The organism is Gardnerella sp. c10Ua_244 (genome assembly GCF_055818055.1).
Genome location: NZ_JARFVS010000001.1, coordinates 712,161 through 738,206, shown reverse-complemented (window position 1 = coordinate 738,206; position 26,046 = coordinate 712,161). Strand labels below are relative to the sequence as shown.

15 protein-coding genes are annotated in these 26,046 nt (G+C 46.1%); 4 read left to right on the top strand and 11 right to left on the bottom strand.

Features of this window, described 5'->3' with window-relative positions; all coding sequences use genetic code 11:
- A partial coding sequence (locus tag P0108_RS03110; RefSeq protein ID WP_473730737.1) for an LPXTG cell wall anchor domain-containing protein occupies positions 1-271 on the top strand: 271 nt, incomplete at its 5' end.
- Between the two features lie 534 nt (positions 272-805).
- Here P0108_RS03110 and P0108_RS03105 read toward each other — a convergent pair.
- The 3 genes from P0108_RS03105 to P0108_RS03095 form a co-directional block, all read right to left on the bottom strand.
- The gene (locus P0108_RS03105; RefSeq protein WP_473730736.1) at positions 806-10,357 is read right to left on the bottom strand and encodes a fatty acid synthase subunit beta domain-containing protein; all 9,552 of its coding nucleotides are present in this window, start codon (positions 10,355-10,357) and stop codon (positions 806-808) included.
- Between the two features lie 127 nt (positions 10,358-10,484).
- The gene (locus P0108_RS03100) at positions 10,485-12,131 is read right to left on the bottom strand and encodes a carboxyl transferase domain-containing protein (protein ID WP_174182512.1); all 1,647 of its coding nucleotides are present in this window, start codon (positions 12,129-12,131) and stop codon (positions 10,485-10,487) included.
- Entirely contained in the window at positions 12,128-14,023 is a 1,896-nt protein-coding gene (locus tag P0108_RS03095; protein ID WP_174182511.1) for an ATP-binding protein, read from the bottom strand. The genes P0108_RS03100 and P0108_RS03095 overlap by 4 nt, the downstream gene beginning before the upstream one ends.
- 205 nt (positions 14,024-14,228) lie before the next feature.
- Here P0108_RS03095 and P0108_RS03090 point away from each other — a divergent pair, with 205 nt between their 5' ends.
- A complete protein-coding gene (locus P0108_RS03090; protein ID WP_004109189.1) occupies positions 14,229-14,879 on the top strand; it encodes a biotin transporter BioY in 651 nt (216 codons plus the stop codon).
- A 586-nt stretch (positions 14,880-15,465) separates the two neighbouring features.
- On the opposite strand, the gene P0108_RS03085 is transcribed toward P0108_RS03090, so the two are convergent.
- Positions 15,466-16,368: a biotin--[acetyl-CoA-carboxylase] ligase gene (locus P0108_RS03085; protein WP_064621591.1), complete on the bottom strand. Its 903-nt coding sequence runs from the start codon at positions 16,366-16,368 to the stop codon at positions 15,466-15,468.
- A 102-nt stretch (positions 16,369-16,470) separates the two neighbouring features.
- Here P0108_RS03085 and P0108_RS03080 point away from each other — a divergent pair, with 102 nt between their 5' ends.
- Together P0108_RS03080 and P0108_RS03075 are read left to right on the top strand one after the other, a co-directional pair.
- Positions 16,471-18,501 (top strand): DUF6020 family protein, encoded by a 2,031-nt coding sequence (locus P0108_RS03080; protein WP_102704458.1) that lies wholly within the window; start codon positions 16,471-16,473, stop codon positions 18,499-18,501.
- A 15-nt stretch (positions 18,502-18,516) separates the two neighbouring features.
- Entirely contained in the window at positions 18,517-19,878 is a 1,362-nt protein-coding gene (locus tag P0108_RS03075) for a PucR family transcriptional regulator (RefSeq protein WP_004109186.1), read from the top strand.
- 192 nt (positions 19,879-20,070) lie between these two features.
- On the opposite strand, the gene P0108_RS03070 is transcribed toward P0108_RS03075, so the two are convergent.
- From P0108_RS03070 to P0108_RS03040, 7 genes are all read right to left on the bottom strand, one after another.
- The gene (locus tag P0108_RS03070) at positions 20,071-20,532 is read right to left on the bottom strand and encodes a Panacea domain-containing protein (RefSeq protein WP_064621589.1); all 462 of its coding nucleotides are present in this window, start codon (positions 20,530-20,532) and stop codon (positions 20,071-20,073) included.
- Positions 20,533-20,648: 116 nt separating this feature from the next.
- On the bottom strand, positions 20,649-21,539 hold the full coding sequence (locus P0108_RS03065) for an Abi family protein (protein WP_102704457.1): 891 nt from the start codon (positions 21,537-21,539) through the stop codon (positions 20,649-20,651).
- A 625-nt stretch (positions 21,540-22,164) separates the two neighbouring features.
- Entirely contained in the window at positions 22,165-22,770 is a 606-nt protein-coding gene (locus tag P0108_RS03060) for a peptidase (protein WP_473730735.1), read from the bottom strand.
- Positions 22,771-23,627: 857 nt separating this feature from the next.
- Positions 23,628-24,323: a 50S ribosomal protein L1 gene (rplA, locus tag P0108_RS03055; protein WP_004106273.1), complete on the bottom strand. Its 696-nt coding sequence runs from the start codon at positions 24,321-24,323 to the stop codon at positions 23,628-23,630.
- A 14-nt stretch (positions 24,324-24,337) separates the two neighbouring features.
- Positions 24,338-24,769, bottom strand: a complete 432-nt coding sequence (gene rplK / locus P0108_RS03050) for a 50S ribosomal protein L11 (protein WP_004118588.1) — start codon at positions 24,767-24,769, stop codon at positions 24,338-24,340.
- A gap of 488 nt (positions 24,770-25,257) precedes the next feature.
- The gene (locus P0108_RS03045) at positions 25,258-25,386 is read right to left on the bottom strand and encodes a hypothetical protein (protein ID WP_004109178.1); all 129 of its coding nucleotides are present in this window, start codon (positions 25,384-25,386) and stop codon (positions 25,258-25,260) included.
- 182 nt (positions 25,387-25,568) lie between these two features.
- Positions 25,569-26,030: a Panacea domain-containing protein gene (locus tag P0108_RS03040; RefSeq protein ID WP_064621788.1), complete on the bottom strand. Its 462-nt coding sequence runs from the start codon at positions 26,028-26,030 to the stop codon at positions 25,569-25,571.
- Positions 26,031-26,046: the final 16 nt, after the last annotated feature.

Sequence of the window (26,046 nt, the reverse complement as noted above, 5' to 3'; positions counted from 1 at the left end):
TGCACCGACCCCTGCTCCAACCCCAGAACATGAATCTGGTTCTCATGATTCTGATGAACACACTGGCAACAGTGAAAACAACAGGAATAAGAGCAATAACACTCAGTTACAAGCTCCTAAGTCTCCTGCACGTCACTCCTCCGGCCAGGTTGCGCAATCAAAGTTAACCAACACAGGCTCTGCAATTGCTGCAGCAGGTGCTGTTGCTGCACTCGCAGCCGCAATAGGTGCTGCACTCGCAGTCATTATTCGCAGGAAGAAGCGCGACTAAACGTTGGTGTTGCAACAAATATTAAAATTGAATAAATAATATACATATGCTCCGTGATAAAAGGGTTCGCAAAATTTACGACAACCCTTCAACCACGGAGCATTGTTATATCTGTAAAGCTATAGAACTGTAGGCTACAGAGATATAAGCTACAGAGATATAGGTGCGACAAATAGATGCCGTTAAATGATCTGGGTACTGGCAGCGGGTACTGGTAGCGAGATAGCACACCACTGCGATAATGACAGCGTACTACTGGCATTAGGTAATATCAGGCAACATACGCAATGTTACACGTACTAAATATGGCATACTGAACTACAGAGCTACTTACGTGATTGTTAACGCAACTCCAATCGCCCTACATTTTTCCGGCAAATGTGGTCAAATAAAGCCAAAGCGAAAACAAATGCCGTGGAATAACACAGCAAATGTTTCCACATAACGCCAAAACGACTACAAACGCCGGAGAAAATTCCCCGGCGTTTGTAAAGTCAAAACCAGCTAAAGCAGCAGCTCAGCAGTAGCAGCAACTCAGCAGTAGTATCCGTTCGCATTAAGGCGAGCTTCAGGATTAAGTAACATCGCCTTTTCTGCTTCGTGACCGTCGTAGCGAGTGCCATCTGGAAGGCGCATGCCATCCTTCAGCAAGTGACGATTCTCAACAGGCTCGAACAAAGCAGATCGCCCCATCATGCCTTCCTCAAATCGCCTCTGGCCCGCAGCCAAACGCGCATTCGCCTTGGTACGCCAATTCTTAAGCGCATCAACACCTGCGCTAGCAGCCACAGCCGCCTCAAAAGCACCAGGATGAACCAATGCCATAAATCCGCTAACATGACCGAAGCCGAGCGAAGTTGCGAGAGCAGCCTTCACTGCACAAGAACCTGCACCATCGCCAATGCGCATCGGCTCACGCAACCAAACCATGTGGTCGTCGCGCGCAAGCTTAGGATCCACGCAGTCAAGTGATGCGTTTCCAGGGATTACGCCACTTCTAAACAGTTGAGTCAAACCGTTGATTTGGAAGATGCACGCGCCGCCCTTTGCATGTCCAGTCAGCGTCTTTTGGCTGATTACGAACAGCGGATTTCCGTTCGTGCGTCCGATTGCGTGCGCAAGAGTATTGTGCAGCTCAGATTCGTTCGGATCGTTTGCATTCGTAGACGTATCATGCTTAGAAACCACAGCAATATCGTCCGGAGTAACGCCGAGAGCTGCCAAATCACGCACGAGCTTAGACTTAGCTCCACCCATGCCCGCAGCCAAAGCACCCAAGCCCGGAGCAGGAATAGAAGTGTGAATGCCATCAGCGTAGGAGTGAATGAAACCAACCACACCAGCAACAGGCAAGCCAAGCTTCAAAGCAATATCGCCGCGCGTAACCAAAATCGTACCGCCACCTTGTGCTTCAAGGAAGCCTCCACGTCTGCGATCGTTTGCGCGAGAGAAGAATCGTGGATTGATGCCCTTCGCATACATTTCTTCGCTATTGGCAGTTGCGTTCATATTGCCGAAGCCAACTACGGATTCCACGCCGATATCGTCAATTGCGCCAGTTACTACGAAATCAGCTTTGCCGAGAGCAATCTTGTCGACGCCTTCTTCGAGCGAAACCGCCGCAGTTGCGCATGCAGACACCGGCTGAACCATATTTCCGTAGCCGCCGATATAGGTTTGCATTACGTGAGCTGCAACAACGTTTGGAAGCGCCTCTTGCAATACGTCCGTAGGAATTTCGTGGTTAAGGAAACGATCCAAGTACAGTTTTCGCATTGAGCTCATGCCGCCGAAACCGGTTCCTTGCGTGGAAGCAACCATTGACGGATGCACAGATTGCAAAATCTCCGAAGGTGTGAAACCAGCAGAAATATAAGCGTCTACAGTTGTGACAATATTCCACAGCGCAATCGTGTCAACACTTCCAACCATTGAAGCTGGAATACCCCACTTCAGCGGATCGAAGCCCTTAGGGAATTGTCCACCGACGGTTCTGGTCATTGCAGCCCTACGCGGCACGCGAATCATAGAACCTGCCTTGCGCGTAACAGTCCATTCGCCAGATTCTGCATCGCGAGCAATCTCAGTATGCGATTCGTCAAGTGCCACGTATTCGCGCGCAATTGTTTCTGTTGGAACGCTGAAACTCACGTCGTGATCGAGGAAGATTTCTGCTTCTTCTTCGTTTGCTCCATCCTTGTAATCGCCGCCCATACCGGTTTCGAATGGTCGAATACCGGAACGTGCTACTACTTCATCGCGATATTTCTCTGCAATATCTTCTTCTGGAACAAGCGTGCCGTCCGCATCATACCAGCCTGGCTTTGGCGAATCCTGCCAAGTAAGCAAGCCCATATTCCAAGCCAATTCCAGTACTGCTCCTGCAGAAAGCTCCACGGAACCGTCTTCACGAATTCCAAGTTCTGCTTCGAAACGAGTACGTCCGGAACCCCATGGTCCAAGCTCGCCAACGGAGACGATCACAATTTCGTCTTCTGGACGCGCTGTTACGTTCTTCCAATCAGCCAAGTTGACTCGCGGCTGAGTTGGCACGTAAGGAGTTGGAAGTGCTTTGTTGGTTGATTTAGCAGAAGATTCTGCAGCTTCTTCTACAGCTTCCACCGCTTCTTCCGCAACTTCAGCACGCTTCTGATCTTCCAACGCTTCTGCACGAAGCGCGTTCAAATCAAGAGGCTCCTTGCCTAATCCTCCCGTAAAATCAACATCCAAAGGCGCAATTGCTGCCTGCTCTCGTGCTTCCTTCGTGCACAAATCAAGCAAACGATCTGCCATTTCTTGCGTAGAGTAGGTAGTTAATCCGTGACGCTCAACTACAGTCACAAGCGGATCATTTCCGCCCATTAAGCCGGTTCCACGCACCCATCCAATCTTAGGATGCGCGAAAGTCACGCGATCCGACCACACGCTTTCCGCATGCGCACGGTTCACAATAGCGTCGAAAGCGCTCTTGACTTCGCCGTAGGCACCATCGCCGCCGAACATACCGCGGTTTGGAGAGCCAGGTAACACAACGTGCATACGATGTTGTACATCTGTATCTGCTCCAATCTGTGCAAATCCGGCGATTGCACGCTCCACACCCCACAGCATCAAGCGCGATTGCGATTCAAAAAGCGAACCAGAATCAGCCAAAGTACCGTGAACTGGTGGAGCTGCAAACGGGAAGAACATGCTCGGCTCATAAGCAGGCTTCAAAATAGTAGTAGTTGCGCCACTTACTTTCTTCGAAACCGTGCCAACCCACTTTACAAGCGCATCGACATCGCGATAACTAGACAAGTTTGCTGGCACAAGCCACAACTTTGCGCCCATTTGAGCGTTTTCGCGATACGCTTTCTTTGCCCAAGACTTGACGCTCGGCTTGAAACTGTGCGAAGTTGCAATAACCGTAGCTCCACCCTTAAGCAAGCCCGTTACTACGCGAGCAGCAATCGAGTTAGGAGCAACGCCTGTAACTACTGCAACTTCTCCTGCAAAACGAGTTGCTTGAGCAGCATCGGCGTTGTTTTGCGCAAGTTTAGTGCGAGAATCGCGAGCAATACCTTTAAATATTGTTGCAAGATTGTTTAATTCGCGAGATTTAGAAAGACTTGCAAACCACTCAGCTTCCGAAGCTACTGCTTCCCCGGCACCGAGGAAACTACCAAAATCATTTAAGATTTCAGAAACTCCATTTACCTGAATATCAACATTCTTTCCGGCATACTTGTAGTACAAGCGAGCAACGTCTTCGCGAGCCGAAGCCCAGCGGTCGTCGAAAAGAATCGCTTTTCGCTCATCAAATCGAGGAGCCACTTGCTTTGGCCAATCCGCACCTAATTCTGCTTCAACAGCAGCTACAACAGCAGCATTTTCGTCACTTTCAGTTTCTGCTTTAGGAGCTTCAACACCAAGCTTTGCTAGCACAAACTTAGCAGTTGCAGCAAGTACGCCGTCTGCGCCAACAACTTGCTGCGCAAAAGCGTCAAGAGCTGCAGAATCAACAACAGCACCACCGGCTGCGCCAGCAGCGCCAGGCTGAGAAACGCTAACGCCGTGAGCTTGAGCAACTTGCGCAATTGCGGCGTCGATTAAAGCGTCAGCTGCAGCAGTATTCTTTGCAGGATCAGTTGAAAGTTGCGCAAGATTTTCACCGCGCACGCTAGCACCTTCACGCGTTTGCAAAACCAAAGCCGCAAGCACGTGCGCACGCCAGCCTTCGCCAAGCTGCCAGACTTCCGAAATACGCTTGTCAATTTGTGCTGGCTTCACACCTGCTGCACCGAAAAGTGCACGCAAACGTTCGCGCACAATATCGGAAAGCACTGCACCAAAAGCCTTGTAGCGAGGAGCAACCGAATCCACAAGCTTTCGCAACGCACTCATTGGAGCTTCTGCAGCACCATCCACGCTAGCCACGCCAAGCTCGGAACTAATATCCATAAGAAGCTGGTTTCTGCGTGAAGATACGCCGTTTGTAAGCGTATCAGTTGTGTCAGTGTCGCCGATTTGGTCAAGACGGATTTTTGCACTATACGCAATCAGCATTGAGATTGCGTCGGATGCTTTGAATGGCAAGTCTGCTACAGGTCCGCTTGCTGCTGCATTAGCTGCAGGAGCAGAAGCCGCAGGAGCAGCAGAGACAACATTTGCGGCAGGAGCAGCAGCTGCATCAGCAGTGCTACTTACTTCTTGACTATCTTCCTCAGTAAACACTTCAGGCACAAGCGAATCCGTGTCAGTCATATAAACGCGACCTTCGTCACGACCAACGTTGTAAACAGTCACTTTTTCGCCACTAAACTCCGGCAAAGCAAGAGTTTTAGCGCCAAGATTTGCCAAAGTTGGCGCGTTTCCTAAACCAACTTCAACGTACTCTTCAACGCCAAGACCGCCGCGAGCGCGATCGGCAAACATAAGAGCCTGCGTTTCAATCCAACGAACTGGAGAAGCGAACTGCCATGAAAGAAGCTCCGTAAGAAGCAATCTACCGAGCTTCTGCTCATCCTCTGCATAAGATTTCCACGTAGTTTCATCTTCCAAAGCTGCTTCAATGCGCTCAGATGGCACAACATCCAAAATCTTTTGTGCAAATTCTCGCGTAAGCTCAAACGGGCAAGCCACGAGGTTTGGAATGTAACGGTCTACAAGCACAGAGTAATCAATATGCTTCGGCAGCAGCGAATCGAGCTTGTCGCGGAATTCCGGCACACCCTTTCGAAGAATTCGAGAGTGGAACGGCACGTCAATTCCTGGAACAAACATGAATGGAGGCTTGCCGCCATACTCCTTAGCGCGCTTAGAAGCGTCTGCAGCCAATGCCTTCAAGCCTTTAATAGTTCCAGCAATTGCGTACTGCTGACCTGCCAAGTTGTAGTTTACAATTTGCAAGAATTCGCCAGTAGCCTTGGAAATGCCATCAACGTAAGCGTTCACGCTTTCGTCTGACACTCCAAACTGGTTTGGTCGAAGCGCACCCATGCGGTAGTTCGAGCGACCTTGCGCATCGCGCTCAATCAAATGATGCATTGTAGATCCGCGATGGAACACCAATTCAAGCACAGTTTCGAGTGGAATAATTTGCGCGAAGGAGCTCAAAGCATTGTATTCGCCAAGCGAATGTCCTGCAAAGTAAGCAGGCCAAATATCGCATCCTGCTTCACGCAAACGCGCGGTTTGCGCAAAGGCAACTGTTGCGAGCGCAACTTGCGTAAATTGTGTTAAATTAAGCAATCCTTCAGGATGGTGATAAGTTACGCCGTGAGCAGTAAGCTCCTTTGGATTATCGCGCACGACTGCGAGGATTGAGAATCCAAGCTTTTCGCGAGTAAGCTTGTCTGCTCGCTCCCAAGTATCGCGCACAGCAGGCGACTTTGCGCGCTCATCCAGCGACATTCCTTGCTTTTGGATACCCTGACCTGGGTATACGAATGCTGCACGTGGAGCGCGAGTAAGCGCGCTTGCTTTAGACACGATTTGCCCATCAACTCTGCACGTAACTTCCAAAGCAAGTCCGCCGCGACGAACTTTTCCAACGCGCTCAACTGTGATTTCTACTTCGTCATCAAGTTGAACCATGCCGTACATGTTGTATGACCAGCCAATGAGCTCGTAGCGAGCACCTTTTTCATCAACTGCTTGAGCCACATGTTGAGCTGTTGCAGAAAGCCACATACCGTGTACCAAAGGAGCAGAAAGACCGGAAATTGCAGCACCTCGCTTAGAAGTGTGGATTGGGTTGAAATCTCCAGAAGTACGCGCAAAAGCGGTCATATCGTGAGGAGCGCGAACGACTACTCTGCGCAAAGCTCTGCGAGGTGTGTCTTCAATTTCGTATCCGTGCAATCCTGCAGCTTCGCCATATTGCGCAGCTGGAGCAGGAAGCGCGTTACTGAAGCTTCGTCCACGAATAGCAAAACGCTCAGTTTCGTGAGCCAAACGAGTTCCATCTGCAGTAGTATGCACTACGTGAATAGTTACCACGCGTCCAGAAGCGGATTCTGCATACGGCTCAGCCCAGCCGAGTAAATTAATTCGCTTGTCGACATACTTTTTAAAGTCTTCGGCATCGACGTCAAGCTCTACTAAATGATCTAGGTGAACAGCGTTAAGCAGACCCTCAATAATCGGGTAACCATCAACCATTACGGAACCCAAAGCCGAGTAAATAGTTGGCCAAGCAGGGCCTACTAACGCGTCTGGCACAATGCGAGAAGCAAGCAATCCATCTGGAAGTCTTCCAGCAGTAGCAGACTCGTGGTCAATTCCAAGATTTCTCGAGAAAGTATAGGAAGAATGAACCAATCCAAATGGGAAATCTCTATAACCTTCTGCAAGCAAATCTTCCGGCAATTTTGCCAAACTGCCATCTTCTTTTACTGTTTCAACCTTAGGCATAGCATCAAGCACATCGCCAGTAATCGCTGTATTTCCAACACCTGCGGTTGCTGCAAGCATTTCGTACACGTGCTTTGGCAAGCGCTCGCGGTCAACTACTGGTATGCTTCCAGCTTGACTTGCATCAACAGTTAGCGGAATTACAATATCTCGTACCGCGTGCTTGCGTTTTGGCGAGTTTGCAGCATTTTTTGTAGAGTGTTTTGCTTCCTGATTTTCTTGATTATCCCAGAATGTATCTAGCTTAATATCTAAATCAAGCGAAATTACGTCATTATTACTAGAAGTTACTGTAATTACGTAATTTTCGTCTCCTAAAGACGTTCCGTAAGCAGGGTTTGCAGTTACATGACCAACCCAAGAAATATTCGGGCATGCGCGCACGTAAGCTTCAACGTTTTTAGCATCAGCAATCTGACTAAAAGCAGATTTTGAAGACTTGCTCGCCGCATTTTCCTTATTTTCTGCTTCTACTCCAGTTTCCGAGCCAGATTCTGCACGATTGAGCATAGCTGCTTCAAAACGTCCCAGAATATCGGCAATCGGCTCATCCATAGTCGTAATTCCAGCCACGGAAATCGGTCCTGGAATTACGCGCACAGCGTCTGCCGAGTAACGCGAATCTTCCGACTGCCAAAGCTGATCTTGACCCCACCAACGCAACAAATCGTTGTCAATAACTGGCACGAATGGCATTGGCTTAGGGTATTCGCGCACCAAAGTTGGGAACCAAGCGGCATCCATTGGCACAACGTTCATCTCGCGAGCTTGAGGCAACGCGTCAATCAGCGTATATAAAGCAGCTTGAGGGTGCTTAGAAACTTCTTCGATAGAAGGCAGAATAGAAGTAAATTCGCCTGAATCTTGATTAATTAAACGCGCTTCAATACGCTGCAACAAATGCATGTAGCGATCTACGTAAGTCGGATCCACCCAAGGGTATGCCAAATCTAGGAAACGTTGAGCAAATTGTGCGTAAGTCATGCTTTCTACGTCACCAAAATATGGTTTTGCAGTAGAGTTAAGTGCTTCGATTACTTCATCGCGACGCGCTTCAAGCTCTTCAGGATGTTTCATCATATGAACGAGCAATCGACCGCAGCGAGCAGAAGCGTTTTCTAACTCGTAAATATCTGCGTGCAAATGGCTTAAACCACTCGTCACACCGCCAATCACTTTGCCAGAAGGCACCCAACGCTCACCCAACGGTGCGAACGGATCCTCATCAAAACCTTCAATGCTAGAAGATTTCGGCATCGCAATACCTGGAGTTTCCACAAGCATACGCTTTACTTCAGGGCTTGTATGTGCTTCCTTAGCTGTCATTGCAGCTGTACCAATCATTACAGCATCAACTGGCATATTTGGCAAACCGTATTCATTCGCCCATTCGCCAGAAATGTAGTCTGCAGCACGCTCAGGAGTGCCAATACCACCGCCTGCAACAAGCACCAAATTTTCGCACTCGCGCACTTGCGCGTAAGTTGTCATAAGCAAATCGTCAAGAGATTCCCACGAATGGTGACCACCTGCAGCACCGCCCTCAACCTGTACAATAATCGTGGCTGGAGCAACAGCCTTAGCAATTCGCACAACTTGACGAATTTGGTCAACTGTTCCAGGCTTAAACGTTACGTAAGGGAATCCATCAGCTTGCAAAGATGCTACTAATTCCTTGGCTTCGTCAAGTTCTGGAATGCCTGCAGAAATAACTACACCATCAATAGGAGCTCCCGACTGCCTCTTTTTTGGCACGATTCGCTTCGAACCAAATTGCAAATTCCACAGGTAGCGATCCATAAACATGGCGTTAAATTCAATAGTTGCGCCTTCGCGAAGCTGATTTTCAAGCGACTTCATATGACGATCGAAAACTTCTGCAGTTACTTGACCACCGCCAGCAAGCTCAGCCCAGTAGCCCGCATTTGCTGCTGCAGCAACGATTTCCGGCTCTACTGTCGTTGGTGTCATTCCTGCAAGAAGCACAGGAGCTTTGCCTGTAAGCTTGCTAAATTTGGTAAGCACTTTGCGTCCTGCAGGCGTGTCGATTACTCGAGGAGCAAAATCAGCCCAGCAGCCCATACGCTCTGGCTCAGAAGCAGAGTCAGCTGTTGAAAGCTCAGCGCGAGAGCGCAAGGTAGCAGCCTCTACTATTCCAGCACCGGTTCCTTGCACAAGCACTCCAGTAAGCTTTCCGAGCACTTCGCTAGGACCCATGTCTAAAATCCAAAGCGAGCGCGCGTCGTTCTGCTCCAAAACTTCGCCAATTTGCGCAGCCCAATCAACAGGAGTTACAAGCACTGCATCCGCCAATTCGCGAGCAACTGTAGTGTTCAAGCCAGCCTCGCTCGCCCACTCTACTACCTGCTCAACTGCAGATTGAAGCATTGGCGAATGGAATGGAACTGTAACATCCAAATATTCAGCAACTGGCGCAAATACAGCTCCACCGCGAACTTTCATTTCGCGCAATTTTTTCGAACGCTTTGTTTCTTTTTGCGCTTCGTTTGCAACAGCTTCCATATCTTCTGGGTATCCTGCAATAACCACGTGATTGTAAGCGTTTTTAACAGCAATTGACACTTCACCGCGCGTGCGTTCTACGCGTGAAATTAACGCTTCTGCCTGCTTTTTAGTAACTCCTTTAAGTGACAGCATTGGCGTGTGCTCGCCGTCACCAGTAATTTCAAGCATTCGAGATTCACGATCTCCTGCAGCTCCAATTAAGTAGGCAATTGCGAGTAATTCTTCGATTTGCGCGCGAGCTTTTTGCCAAGACTTTGCTTTTATGCGAGCTTTTACCATTTCTGCTGCGATTACGCCTTGAGAATGACCCAAAACTGCGCACGGCTTGTTTACTTCAAAGTTGTATCCAAGATTTGTTAAGTCGCGCACTGCACCGAACTGTGCAAGCGTAATTCCAGGCACACTAAGAAGCGCGTTTGCAGCGTTAATATGCTTATTTTCTAGCGCGTCAAACACGTTTATGTCGCCGCCTGCATTTGCTAAAAGCTCAGAATAAATTGGCGATAGCAAAGCTTTTGCGCCTGCTTCGTACTCGTGAAGTTCTGCGTTTAATTCTTCGTCTGAACCAAGCTCGCGCAAAGCTTCAACCCACGGAGTTGACTGACCTGCAAACACGAGTGCGTGCGGATTATTAGCGAGTTGGTCGAAAAAGTATGTTGTCATGATGTTTCCTTCTCGTTGATTTGGATAAGTTTTATAAATTCTGTAAGTTTTGTAAGGTTTATAAGTTTTGTAAGTTCTATAGTTTTTAGTTATAAGTTTGATAACCCCTATAATTTTTATAAATCACTTACATTGGCTGATTCCCGTGATGCTTTCCAGTTCTGGAAACTCGCTTTTTACTTCGCAAAAGCTTCAATGAGCCAGCAATCATATCGCGAGTCTGCTCCGGGTCAATCATTGCGTCAATCTGACCAGTTTCCAACGAAAGATTTGCGTTAACAGTAGTCACCTCATACTCGTCAACCAGCTGTTTTCTAAGAGCCGCAACGTCTTGCCCACGCTCTTTAGCTTTTTGCAAATCTTTACGATGAATAATATTTACGGCACCTTGCGCACCCAAAACCGCAATCTGGCTGGTTGGCCACGCGTAATTTACGTCCGCACCCATCGACTTGGAACCCATAACGATATAAGCTCCACCGAAAGCTTTGCGCAAAATCACCGTAACCAGCGGAACTTGCGCGTTCGCGTACGCATAAATCACTTTCGCACCTCGGCGAATAATTCCTGCGTGCTCTTGATCTGAACCAGGCTTATAACCAGGAGTATCTACTAGAGTCACCACAGGCAAATTAAACGCGTCGCACAATCGCACAAATCGCGCGACTTTTTCGGAAGAATTTACATCCAAAATACCAGCGTTCACCTTCGGCTGATTTGCTACGATTCCAACAGGATGACCCTCAATGCAAGCAAAACCAACCACTGCAGAAGCAGCATACAATTCCTGCACTTGCACGAACTCACCGTAGTCAACTATTCTGCGAATCACGTCGAGCACATCGTAAGGCTGACGGTCGTTATCCGGCACAATATTCGCCAACTCGCGCGCAGTTTCGCGATCCGCGCGCGTTGCAGCGTAGGCAAAAGTTGGAGGCTCTACCTCACAGCTAGATGGCAAATAAGCCAAAACTGTGCGCGCGTAGTCAATTGCGTCCGCTTCATCTTCACCCAAATAATGAGCGACGCCGGAAGTTGCGTTATGCACAAGACCGCCGCCCAAATCGTCCATGCTAATAGCCTCGCCGGTTGCAGCTTTAACAACATCCGGGCCAGTTACGAACATATTTGAGTGCTCGCGAGTCATAATAATCAAATCCGTCAATGCAGGACAATACACAGCACCGCCAGCGCAAGGACCCAGAATAATTGAGATTTGCGGAATTAAGCCGCTTGCTTCGCAAGTTTTTTTGAAGATACGCCCGTATTGCATAAGCGCGCTCACGCCTTCCTGAATGCGAGCGCCGCCGGAATCAATTACGGCAACAACTGGCACGCGAAGTTCAACAGCCATATCTAAAAGATGGCAGATTTTCTCGCCTTCCGCTTTGCCAAGAGTTCCGCCGCGCACAGAAAAGTCTTGTGCGTAAACGGCAACTTTTCTGCCATAAACTTCGCCAAAACCGGTGATTACAGCGCATCCGGCAACATCGTTATTGATGTCACCGCCGTTAAAACGGCCGATTTCCACGAATGAGCCGGTGTCAAAAAGCAAGTCAAGACGCTCTCTTGCAGTTGACTTTCCTTTTGCGTGCTGACGCTCACAAGCTTTTTGTTCTGCGTCACGAGCAAGTTGTGCTGCGTGCTGAACTGCAGCTTTTCCGCGACGAGGCTGCAAGTTTGTATCGTCAGCAGAGCTATTAACAGAAGAGTTATTAACTGTTTTCGCTGAAGTTTCAGAGATTTCAGACTTTTCTTTTGCTAAAGTACTCATTTCTGCTCTCCTTCCGGCTTTTCGGAAGACTTCTCACCTTCAGACGAATCTCCATTATTTGAACCAGAAATGTCAATCGTCACAAGCTTTGCACCCGATTCCACGCCGTCACCAGGCCCCACAAAAATTCCAGTAACAGTACCAGCTGCAGGAGCGTAAACGTAATTTTCCATTTTCATAGACTCAAGCACCACAAGCAAATCACCCTTGGCAACCTGCTGACCTTCAGCAACATTCACGCGCGTAATAACAGCTTGCATAGGCGCTGCAATTAAGCCAGGAATCTGCTTTTGTTCTTCAGATTTGTGAGTACTTCCGCGAAGCGAACGTCCACGCAAAGGCTGCGAAGCTCTAGAAACGCTACGAACTCGCGCAGAGCCGGTCAAATTGTCAACAATATCTTGCGGAATTGTAAGCTTTACGCGCTTATTATCAACCTCAATAATGAAGGATTCCATTGCAGGCTGCTTATTTTCGGATTCATCCGCAGACTTTCCAGAAACAAGCGAAGCCGGCTGGCCACCCAAAGAAGCTGCAGGAACGCGGTTCAAATACTTGCGTTCCATCCACTTAGTAGACACGTCAAAACTGTGATTTTCCGCAGTAAACTCAGGGTCGTTAAAAATCTGCTCAAAAAGTTTTGCTGGAGTTGGCACGCCCTCAATACAAAGTTCCTTCAAAGCGCGACGCACACGAGCGACAGCAGTTTCACGACTTTGCGCAGTAATAATAAGTTTGCCCATCATCGAATCGAATTTTGGCGAAATATTATCGCCAACTTCAACACCAAAATCGACGCGAATACCAGGACCGGAAGGCCACTTTATTTTCGTCAAAGTGCCGGAACTTGGAGTCAAATTCGTAGCAGGATCTTCCGAAGTAATGCGAAGCTCGAAGCTGTGTCCGCGAGGCTCTGGATCCTTAATCAACTCGCCGCCGTCAGCAATATTGAGCTGTTCTCGCACTAAATCAAGTCCACTAACTTCCTCACTAACCGTGTGCTCAACTTGCAATCGCGGATTAACTTCCAAGAAGTAGACTTTATGCTGAGAAGTCACCATATATTCGCACGTGCCAAGACCAACGTAGTCAACAGCTTCAAATAGGTTACGAGAATATCGGTAAAGCTGATCCTTTTCATCGTCAGTCAAGAACGGTGCAGGAGCCTCCTCAACCAGCTTTTGGTTTCGGCGCTGCACCGAGCAATCGCGCGTGGAATATACGGTGAAATTTCCGTGAGCGTCGCGGCCGCACTGCGTTTCTACGTGGCGAGCTTTGTCAATAAAACGCTCAATAAAATATTCATCTAAGTCGCCGCCCTGCAAAGCGTCGTGATTCATATAAAAGCCTCGCAACTCGTCATCGTTACGAACGACTGTAATGCCGCGTCCGCCACCGCCATCCGTGCGCTTCATCATCACAGGATAGCCGTGAGTTTGCGCAAAAGTCAAAAGTTCTCGAATATCTTTCACAGGCTCCGAAATTCCTGGAACTGGCGGCACTTTCGCACGAACTGCCACGCGACGAGCCGTAATCTTATCTCCCAAATCAATAAGCGCTTCCGGACGAGGACCAATCCAAATAACCCCAGCATCGTTAACTTTTTTCGCAAAAGACGCAACTTCCGAAAGGAAACCGTAACCCGGATGCACAGCATCCGTGCCGCTTCTTTTAATAATGTCAAGAATCGCATCTTCGTTTAAATAAGTATCACGATACGTGTCTCCGGAAAGTGCGTACGCTTCGTCTGCCATTTCTACAAACTGCGCGTTGCGATCAGTCGGTGCATAAATAGCAACGGTAGAAATGCCCATTTCGTGAGCCGTGCGAATAACTCGCAAGGCAATTTCACCGCGGTTTGCGATGAGAATTTTTTTGATATTCGTAACCATACGTTACAAGATATTAGAAAAGTTGCGTTTACGGATGAGTCGACATACACAAAAGCTAGAGCAAAATTTTGTACACTTCTCCAATGCACATGATTTTTATAACACGTAATGTGATTAGCGAAACGGAAAACAACCGGCAAAACCGTTTAATTGACAACCTATTAGCTGCAAACGGCAAACCGGAAATAACCAAAAGAAGGTTTTCATGACCAACATAAATCAAAATAATGCAACAACAGCATCAGCAAATTCAAACGTTGCAAATAAGTTGAAAGTAGCTGCAGCATGGCTTGCAAAGCCAGCGCTTCTCACTGTGCTTTTGGCTCTTTCTACCATGGCAGGCGCAATTTATCTTCCTATTACTCCTGTGCCTATTACGTTGCAAACTCTTGTTTTGTGCATTATTGGTTTAACTTTGAGCTGGCGCGAAGGCGTAGCTTCTGTAGTTATGTACCTTGCTGTTGGCGCAGCAGGTTTGCCTGTGTTTGCTGGCTTTAAGGGCGGCTGGGCTGTTTTTGTTGGCCCTACTGCAGGATTCTTAGCCGGTTTCATATTTGGCGTTGCTGCAACCGCAGCTTTGAAGCGCGTATTTGACGTAGCTCTTGACGCAATGATGCCAGAAAACTCCTTCAAGAAGACTTTCGCACGCTTCTGCACTTACTCTGTAGCTTCTATAATCGGCACGATCGTGATTTACGCATTCGGCATTTTCGGCCAAAGCTACCTAACTGGCATGCCACTTTCAACTGCCGCCGCAACCTTGATTATCTTCATGATTGGCGATTTGATTAAGGCTTTTGTTGCGAGCGCGGCTTGCTCCGGCTTGTACAACGCACTTAACAAAAAGCGCGCATAGCGGAAACGTTATATTGCAGAAAAACGGCATTTCCTTTACACGACTGTAAAGGGAATGCCGTTTTGTATAAGATTGCCGCGCACTTGCTCTTTGACTGAGATAACTAGCAAACAGCTGACGCTTGCGCTTTAAGCGCTCGCTGCTGAGCTCAGACGGAAAGTCCACTGGACTTTCCGTCTGAGCAAGCTCGGCGCTCCGAGTTGCTTTCGCGCGCGCAATGCTGCGCTCAAGCATGTCGTCAGCGCACACAAAACACAGCAGAATTCCCAATGAACTACCAAGCGAACCTGCCCTGCCTTCGTCTTTACTGACGAAGGCAGACCTCGCTTGCGTTGAAAGCACACCGTGCTTTCAACTCTAAGCAAGCTCGGCGCTCCGAGTTGCTTTCGCGCGCGCAATGCTGCGCTCAAGCATGTCGTCAGCGCACACAAAACACAACAGAATTCCTAATAAACTACCACGCGAATCTGCCCTGCCTTCGTCTTTATTGACGAAGGCAGACCTCGCTTGCGTTGAAAGCACACCGTGCTTTCAACTCTGAGCAAGCTCGGCGCTCCGAGTTGCCTTCGCGCGCGCTGTGCTGCGCTCAAGCATGTCGTCGCGCTTCATACGCAACCGCGTGCACATCGCCGCTTTTTACCACAATCTCCTCGCCAGATGCCTCACGAATCGTAAGCGACGCATCTTCTCCAAGCCGCACAGCAGTTCCTGTCACCACGCTTCCGTCAACTGGATGCACGTTAACTTCGCGCCCAAGAGTCCAACACACACCATTTACTTCTTGAAGCAAATCTGCAGCGTTACTTGGATAATCGCGCATAAAATCACCAAGTCTAGAACGCAATCCAGTAACTATTTTTGCAGCAATCGTATCACGCAATTCTTTAGATTCCGGCAAATCAGTCATATGCATTTGCAGCGAAGTTGCCATCTTAATTGGCAGCACTTCTTGCGGCACGCACAAATTCAATCCGATTCCAAAAATTACTCCAACAACATTGTCTTTGCTTGGATCGGCTACAATTTCTGTTAAGATTCCGCCTTCTTTACAATCGTGCAAAAACACGTCGTTAGGCCATTTAAGTTTTATCGCGCAAGCATCACCGTGCATCGGCGAGCTTCCGCACTCTTTAAACGTTTCTAGAAGTGCGTCACGCGCTGCAAGCCCTGCAATAATAGGCAGCCAGCCATTGTGACTTGCGTCCATAACAATTGACTTCGGCAGCAACGTTACGAATGAAACTAAAAAGCTTTCTCCCGGTCGGCTTACCCACGCGCGTCCAAGCCTGCCGCGACCTGCTGTTTGCTCATCTGCCACAATCGCAACTATTGCTGGCTTCCCGTCATCTCGCGCAATTATTTCGCCTTTTTGTATCATTTCTCGCGCAATATTTTGCGTAGAATCTGTAATTGCGAAATATTTTACCAGATCTGCTACTTCTGAGGTCTGCGGCATCAATGCCACACTTTGCGAAGAAAAAATAGTCATATGTATAATTTACATCAGATTATATTTTTGCGCGCGTCATTGCATGTTTTGCGCGCAATAGCAAACAAAGTAGCTAAGCATCAATTAAGCAGGTGTTAACACATGGAGCGCATACGTCGCAAAACGCAGTACAAGAAGCCGCGCAAATTGCGTGCTGTTGCAGCACGTTTTTTAGATTACACTCTTGCTGCTTTGTTATGCTTTGTACTTGCTTTTTGCACTAGCTTGGGACCAATTTTCCGCAGTCAAGATATTAAAGTTCATTTAGGATCAATCGCTGATTTTTCGTTGGTTAATGCTTTTATTTTCGTCGCTGCCTTCATAATATACGCATTAATACTGACTGCGCTTATTTACTACGGTAAAAATAAAAAGTTTTTGCCTAAATATCAACGTTTTACGAAATTAATAAAGTCAATTGCGTTAAGAAAAAATAGTGAAAATAAAAAACATTCAAAATTACAAAAATTTACTACTAAACACACTATTTTCCGCAATATTGCGCATTTTCTTTTAAAATCTGCAAAACTATTTTTTAATTGCGCTAAATGGTTCATTAACCACTCCACTCGCAATAGAAGAAACCTACTTCTTACTTTTTTCGTGGGCTGGATTTGGGTTCCAGTTACGTTACTTGCCGCATACGGTGCAGATATATGCTCGCAAATTCGTGAGTACAGTTGGACTTGGAATAAAATTACAGGCTTAGATCAGCCTTATATCGGCTTCTTTAGCTTTGTCCCAATGGATATTTACCCAACTGCGCACTACTTGTGGCCAACTTATCCAACTTATTTAACAGATCAGCACAACATTGTTCTAACTGTTATTTATGGCGCAACAACAGCAGTCTCCAGATACTTTACCGACTCAAACGACGCTGGAATTGCACTTCTTGCCTTTGCACAATTTGTATTTGCAGCATGGTGCGTTTCTGCAACAGCACACCGCTTCTTAAACAAACCTTGGCTTGATGCAGAATCTAGCTCAACAAATTGCAGCACAACAACTTTTGCAAGATTCGTTATTCTGCTTATGTTTTTACTTAATCCGCTTGTGTTGTGCTCAACTATTGCGCTTACAAAATCTCCGCTTTTTGCATTCGCTTTTGTTTGGTGGTTTGGCATAAATTACGAGTTAACTAATTGTTATCATGCGAACGACACTAAAAATACACTTAGCACAAAGCCAAATACGCAAAAGCCTAGACTTCACACTGTTTTGGAATTAATTGTTTCAGTGTGCGTAATGCTTATTGCTGCAAAATACGCTTGGTATATTCTGGTTGTTCAATTCATACTTTTAATTATTTTTGAGCGCAAACGCTGGCGTTTGTGGGTTTGCGGAATTTTGCTTCCAATCGTTGTAATTCACGGCTCGTTAATTATGCTTATTTCGAGCGGTGCTATTATTAGCGGCGATCCTATTGAGAGTCGCGGCATTCAGTTACAACAAATTGCACGTATAGCTAAGCTCGATCCGCATAGCATACCGCGTAGCGCAAAGCGCATTATTGCACCAATTTTTAATCTGGATCAAACTGCAGAAGCATACAAACCTTATGACGCAGACCCTGTGAAATCTTCCGGATTGCAATCTAAAAAAGTGAGTTATCGTTGGCGATACGTTACTAAAGACAATATTCGTAAATTAGATTTCGCTTGGTGGCAAATGATTACGCATAGTCCACTCGTTGCAACTGACGCTTTTCTTGCAAAGACTTACGGATACTTTGATATTTTTGACCGCCCGTATGTTGGGCCAGAATACTACATAGACACTGACAGCATACACAAATCTGATTGGATTAAATATTGGAATCCTAAGTGGCGAACTAAATTTGCAGAAGACATTAGCACGTTTAGTGATATTCCTGTTTTAAGTTGGCCAATTCACGGAAATACTTTCGTTATTTTTACACTACTTATTGGAGTTGCAGAAATTATTCTTCGCCGTTGGCGCACATTGTTATGGCATATTCCACTTGCCTTGCTGATTGGAGTTATGATTCTTGCTCCAGCTAATAATTTTGAGCGACACATGCTACCGTTAGCTTTTGTTTTCTGCTTTGTAGCACTTACTTTTTGGCGAGATACTTTTACTCAATCGCGCTATAATAGTAGAGAATGTTAGGATTAAAGGCACAAGATGGACGAGAAGAATACACCTCAGTTTGCGCAAGATAGCAGCGCTGCTTCTTCTGTTATGTCCGAAGAAAATTATGAAGATAAACTTGCAGGAAACAGCTTACTTAGTAACGATTTTCTTTCGATACTAGCAAGCGTACAGGCAGCAGAAAAGCACGCGGAGGATTCTAATATTGCCAATTCTCTTGAAAATCAACAGTTAAACAAAACGCAAGTAAACGCTGTATCAAATGATCAAGAAAGCTCTTCTACAGCAAAGCAATCTAAAGCAGAGCAAGAAAACGAAGAAAAGCACAAACACCACTTGTGGCATCGTCTTTCATCAAATCAAAGTCGTTCGAGTCATTCAAGTCAATCTTCTGAAAATACTAAAGGTAATAATTCACCGAGTTTTACTCCACTGCCCAGCGCGCAAAAATCAACTAGCTCGGAACCGCTTAGAATTTTCGACAATCGTGATGGCCAAGTTTTTGACGCGGCGATGCGCTTGCAATTACACTCGATTATTGCCACGTGTTTAATGAATGGTATTGCAGACGCTCGTATTGACGCTTTCATGCATTTACTTCAATGGTCAGATTCGCCAAAAGTTATTGTTATTGCAGGAACTTTCGGCACTGCAATTAAGCCAGATGACGGACCAAATCGCAAGCCAGCACCAGATATTCCACCTGATAACACTGACACTTTGCGCCGAAATATTTGGCCACAGCTTGGTAGTTGCAATGCGTATGATGCAATAGTTGAGCGCACACAAAGTAGTGCTTTGCAGCGCATTACGGGAGCTTGGCAAAAAACGCAAGCACTGATATCAGCATCTACGAAAAATTCTTCTACTTTTGCAGCGCCTTCTCATATTATTCTGCTTGCTGTGCGCGAAAATCCTAGCGATCAGGCTTTAGAGAAGCTGTGCAAAGTTTTTGAGAATTCTCATAAGACGATTTGTGTTAGCAGCATGGTTGAAGGCGTTGAGCAGATTTCTTCCGCTCTTACTGCTACTCTTGCCGCGATTGCTGTTGCTCCAGCAGTAAAGCATTTGCCGCAAATCATTCACACAGATGATTTGCTTCCAGAACGAGCGCTTATTGGCGATGCCACAGCTTTTGATACTCTTTACAACAAGGTGTATCAAAGTTTGGCTCCTTACAATCATGACGATCCAACTCTGGAAACTATTGACATGTTCTTGCGCTTTGGTGGAGCTCTTGACCAAACAGCACACGAACTTAATGTGCATCCAAATACTGTTCGTTACCGTTTACGTAAAGTTGCGCAAACTACAGGATGGGATGCTACGGATCCGCGCGCCGCTTATGTGCTGCAAACAGCTATAACAATTGGTAGAATTCGTGATTCGCACTAAGACGAAGTGCACGACAATAAAGACGCGCGGCCTAAACTACTCGCGCGCGTGATGGTTAGACCGGATTTTCTTGCGCAGGCGACCTAAACTACTCACGCACGTGCTGTTTTGGTCGCTTAGACAACGCATAAGTAGAAGTGTATTACATATCGAAAATGCAGCTCTTACTGCACATCTCCTACTACGCAGCGCTTACCACAAAAAATTATGAGTTGAATAGTAATCTTTCAAAGAATCTTTAGTAATTTTTTGAACGCATATTGCCGAACCATTAGTAGCATCATAAGCATTCTTCCATGGATCTTCACTATGCGTCATAGCACTCAAATCACTACCAGAATATCCAGCAAACTTTTCGCATACCTTTTCCACAAGAAGCTTTTGACCATCTGTTAAAGAATCATCCTGAAGTTTCTCAGTATTGGGAAGTACAAGCTCACCTTTACGAATCAAAAACTTACCGCGATGCAATGCGAATAATTCTGGGCAAACAGGACCATTTCTCCATGCCTGAAAATCCTCGTTAAATAACGGATGCCCAGTAGTAGCCAAAGAATACGCTTGCGAATAGTAAGCTAGCTTCTGCAGCTTCATAGTGGTAATAGTTCCAGTAATATCAAGGATGTACGCTGCCACATTAAAGATTGTTGTCATACGCACCTCCAGCAAAAATACCACTAACTAATTCAGATGTAATCAGAAAAAAATCGGGCGACGCATAAATGCATCGCCCGCAAAACTTTCGTTTTCAAATCGTATTTAATAAATTACTATGATGGCTGTACATTATGTACAATCTCTTTACAAAAAATATACATCTGCTGCAATGACGTAGACGACTTGTACAAATCCTTATTCCTAACCATCCTACCGTCAAATAATTCCTTGATTTCCTGTAAACAATGATTCTTTAAATCCTCACTCTTTATAACATCATCCACCGCAATAAGCAGCGAAATAAAATCTTGCACGCATTTATTTTTCAACCTGTCTTGAATAGTTCTCTTTTTCACACCTGCCAACAACTTAACAACTCGAGAAACTAAATAATTATTGTAAAACCCAGCTTTATTTGTTAAATCATGAATAACACAATTGCTATGAGCTGCAGCATTCCGTATATTTCTTATATTGTCCAGCAATGTACAATTAAATCCATCATATTCATACTTTGCACAGTAATACTTATAAAAATTAACGAATTCTCCAAATGGAATCACTTCTAGAAAAACATATATAGGATAATTAGGGTGATTATACTTACCCAATAGGGTTTTCACATACGCAGTAGATCGTCTATTATCAAGCTCTGTTATAATACGAGGATATTTTGCAATATATTCACTTACTATATTGAATTCATCAATATTTTTTTCTTGTATATCTTTTAATATATTGACTTTTAAAGAATGTTCCACGCTAAGACTTGCACTAATAATCCAACGTCGTAAATACATATCAATAGTAGATAAATCTTTTAGAGCCATAAAATCAAGACCCACATATTTACCATTATGCTTATGAAAATTTGCCTTATAGGCAGTAACTTTAACATAATAATTATGCTCATTCAAAAATGAAACAGCATCCTCAACTGTACATTCTTGAAAAGCAACACCCTTACTTTTTAGTTTATCTATAAGTTGCTCTGTCTTTAACATAAAACACCCCCATCCACAACCAAAATAGCCCAACACAAATTTAACAAAACTATTTATTTTTTATTTAATGATTCAAGTATAAAAAAGAACATGAGAAGCAGGAAGAGTAAATATGCTTGTTGGAGGATGGTTAATTATATAAGTAGATAGATGTGTAGATTAGTGAGCAGATGAGTAAGCAAGTGAACCGCTAGACAAGTTGGTCACTAAAAGCGCAGGCGACATAAACTACTCACAGCTGAGTCGTTTTGGTCGCATCGCAACAACAACATCTAGCAATAGTACAGTCAGCAAGCAGACACATACGAAGAAAGGGCTTGGAGCCTGATGCCCCTAGTAGCACCAAACCCAAGCCCTTTAACAAAACCGACTCGTTTCCCTAACAAACAAGCCAGCCAAACACTCAACAGTCACGCCCCCGAAAACCAGCGCACAACACTACCGTGAAGAAAGAGATTTGGCAAAACAGTAGAATCATGCAAAAGCCCGAAAGCAAACCCGCCACAAAACACTAAACAGCATTCGCAGCACGTTGAGTGAAAGATTTAACAAGTGAGCGCACCATACTCACGTACAGCACGCTCACAAATCATTAAACAATCAACACACTTAATGTGCTAAAAGCTTAGTGACGGATCTTGCGAAGAGCAGCACCCATGCCAGCAAGCACGGAAGCAGCAACAGCAGCCAAAGCTACAGCAGCACCGGTCTTAGCCAATGGAGCAGCAGCCTTCTTACCAGCAGCCTTCTTATCAGCCTTCTTATCAGCCTTCTTGTCGTTAGCCTTGTCATCAACCTTCTGACCATGACGCTTGAGGTAGTCAGCGACAGCCTTGCACTCGAGAGCATCTTCACCGTAAAGCTTCACACACTTCTTGTAATCCGTGTCCATATTGCCAAATGGAGTATGCTCATACTTATCTTTCTCGTCAGCCGCAATCTTAGCAGCCTTCTCAGCATTCAAACGATCAGCAAGAGCTTGAGAGTCCTCAGGCTCATAGAGCCAATTATCATCCTTCTCATCCTGAGCAGCAGCACCACCCTGAGCAGCAGCACCACCCTGAGCAGCAGCACCACCCTGAGCAGCAGCACCACCCTGAGCAGCAGCACCACCCTGAGCAGCAGGAGCACCAGCAGGAGCATCCTCAGCGAAAGCTGGAGCCGCGAAAGCGAGACCGGAAAGCAAAGTTGCGCCAGCAGCGAATGCGGCGATAGCCTTCTTATTCAACATAATATTTTCCTTTCTTCTTCTCCTTCACGCCAAACGCGCGAAGAAAAAATTAACATTCACAACTTAAGTTTTGTGAATAACTACCAGCGCAGAATATCCAGCCGGAAGCTGTTATTAACATACCCCCCCCCCGTTCGAAAAAGTCAAGAGCAGACGCACAACTCATTAACAGAAAACATTTATATTTTTACGGAAATATTTCAGTCAAACTATTTTTAAGAATAAAAAATACAGTATTATGCATTACTTTTCGTAAAAATATCAATTTCAAGGTTTTTAAAGATTTTTCCCAGAAAACTCTCAGAAAACTCCTGAATACTCCCCCAACCAGCCGCAAAACCGTTGCAATATAGCCACTCTTGCGCGACACGCCGAAACTACATTTGCGTAAGCGCGACCGAATTCCCAATGCAATACCACACAAACCTACCCTGCCTTCGTCTTTACTGACTCAGACAGTCCTCGCTTGCGTTGAAAGTCCACTGGACTTTCAACTTTGAGCAAGCTCGGCACTCCGAGTTGCTTTCGTGCGCGCAATGCTACACTCAAGCAGACCGTCGCGCCACAAAACGTTGCAAAACCGCCATTCCTGGACGACACGCCGCGCGCCTACATGCGCCGCGAACTCTCTAGAGGCGTAACCTCTCACGTCACCTATTCGTTACTAATGCAGATAGCGTACTGCGCCAGTAACGCAAAACATCAATTATTCGTTATTAACGCAGAAATGCAGTAACGCAAGTAACAAAAAACGCTGAAAACATGACTCAAAAGAGCACATTTTCAGCGTTTATAAGTTTTAAACTTAATTTACTACGTACCAGCCATGCTTTCGCATAAGCTACGCAAGCAATAAATCAGGCAGCGATGCTTGCAATATCCACTGGAACACCAGGAGCCATCGTAGAAGTCACAGTTACCTTAGTAATGTAACGACCCTTGATGGTGCTTGGCTTCAAGCGGCGGATTTCGTCTGCGACAGCCTTGAAGTTCTCTTCAAGAGCCTTAGCATCGAAGGAGAGCTTGCCGAAGAGGAAGGACAGGTTGCCCTGGCGATCCACGCGGAACTCAATCTTACCGCCCTTAATATCAGCAACAGCCTTGGCTACATCCATAGTCACGGTGCCAGTCTTTGGGTTTGGCATCAAGCTACGAGGACCGAGAACACGACCCAAGCGACCAACCTTACCCATCATGTCTGGGGTTGCAACGACTGCATCGAAGTCAAGGAAGCCACCGGCAACCTTTTCGATAAGCTCGTCATCACCAACAATGTCGGCGCCAGCTTCCTGGGCCTCAGTAGCCTTTGGGCCACGAGCGAACACCAAAACCTTAGCGGTTTTACCGGTGCCGTTTGGCAAGTTAACTACGCCACGAACCAACTGATCAGCCTTGCGAGGATCCACGTTAAGGCGCATAACAGCCTCAACGGACTCGTCGAAAGCGTGCTTTGGCATGCTCTGCAACAAAGCGATTGCTTCAGCTGGGGTGTACAGGTTATTGCGGTCGATCTTCTCAGCCGCTTCACGATACTTCTTAGAACGCTTAGCCATTTCTACACTCCCTTTCAGTCGGTAACGGTAATACCCATCGAGCGAGCGGTGCCCGCGATGATCTTCATACCGGCCTCGACGTCACGTGCGGAGAGGTCAGGCATCTTAATTTCGGCGATCTCGCGCACCTGAGCCTTGGTCACAGAACCAACCTTGTGAGTCAATGGATTCTCGGTGCCCTTCTGAATGCCAGCAGCCTTAAGCAACAAAGCAGCGGCTGGTGGGGTCTTCAAAATGAAGGTGAAGGAACGATCTTCGTAAACGGTGATCTCAACTGGGACGATCTGGCCCATCTTGTCCTTCGTCTGGTCGTTATACGCCTTGCAGAAGTCCATGATGTTCACGCCGTGGGAGCCTAATGCTGGACCCAGTGGTGGGGCTGGATTTGCCTTACCAGCCTGAATCTCGAGCTTAATAAGCGCGGAGACTTTCTTTTTCGGAGCCATAATATGGTTCTTCTTTCTTGTACAAGCGGTTCAAACGGTTGTTGCAAACGCTGATATAGTCGCTTCTTACAGAAGTAAAGCACTTACGAAACGTTGCTATAAAGCTGTTTTGCAGCTTCCTCCCGCATCTTGTATTGCTGTGCTGTGCTAGCGGATTCCTCCTCCAGTCACAAGCCTTCCTATTATGCCACATCTTCGCGACACGCATCATTACGAAAGCTGCGGCTATTTTTACATAGCTATTTTGCGTAACTATCTTTGCACAACAGCAAAAGTTGGAAGCATACTTCCAAGTTGCATACCTTCGTACAACTATCTTTGCGCAACTATCTTTGCGCAGCTATCTCAGTAGACAATTCGTTAAGTATAGCGTTTCTAGTCCACGCACTCACAGTCATTTTTCTGCGCTTCGCATCGGCTTCGATTAAATGCCAAACGGTATCACTTAACCTAACAGTACGCGGTTTCAACGGCTGAGTTTCATCTTCCTAAGCTCTTCCAGCAAACTCTGTAATAGTGGCACCAGGAAAATTATCTTCTGCCTCCTCAGCCCACTTATCAACAATATCGTCAGTAATAACGAACCCATTTTCCGCAGTATACGTATTCTTACTCATCTCGCATCCCTTATCTCTTGTAAAAATCCCTTTGTAAGACGATTCGCATGAATTATAAGTATTGCGTTGTTTTCAAGCTACCATATCATGCTTTACTTCTATGCTCTTAATACAAACTCCACAAATCTCGAGCAACGCTATAACTAACTCAGAGCAAATAAGAGAACAAGAGAATATCACATTTACTTAAGCAAATTATGAACTGAATAGTACTCTTTCAAAGAATCCTTAGTAATTTTTTGAACGCATATTGCCGAACTATTAGTAGCATCATAAGCATTCTTCCATGGATCCTCACGATGTGTCATAGCACTCAAATCACTACCAGAACACTCAGCAAACTTTTTGCACACTTTTTCCACAAGAAGCTTTTGGCCATCTGTTAAAGAATCATCATTCAACTTATCAGTGCTAGGAAGCACAAACTCCCCTTTACGAATCAAAAACTTACCGCGATGCAATGCGAATAATTCTGAGCAAACAGGACCATTTCTCCATGCCTGAAAATCCTCGTTAAATAATGGATATCCAGTAGTAGCCAAAGAATACGCTTGCGAATAGTAAGCTAACTTCTGACGCTTCATAGTAGTAATAGTTCCAGCAATATCAAGGATGTACGATGCCACGTTAAAGATTGTTGTCATACGCACCTCCCTTTGC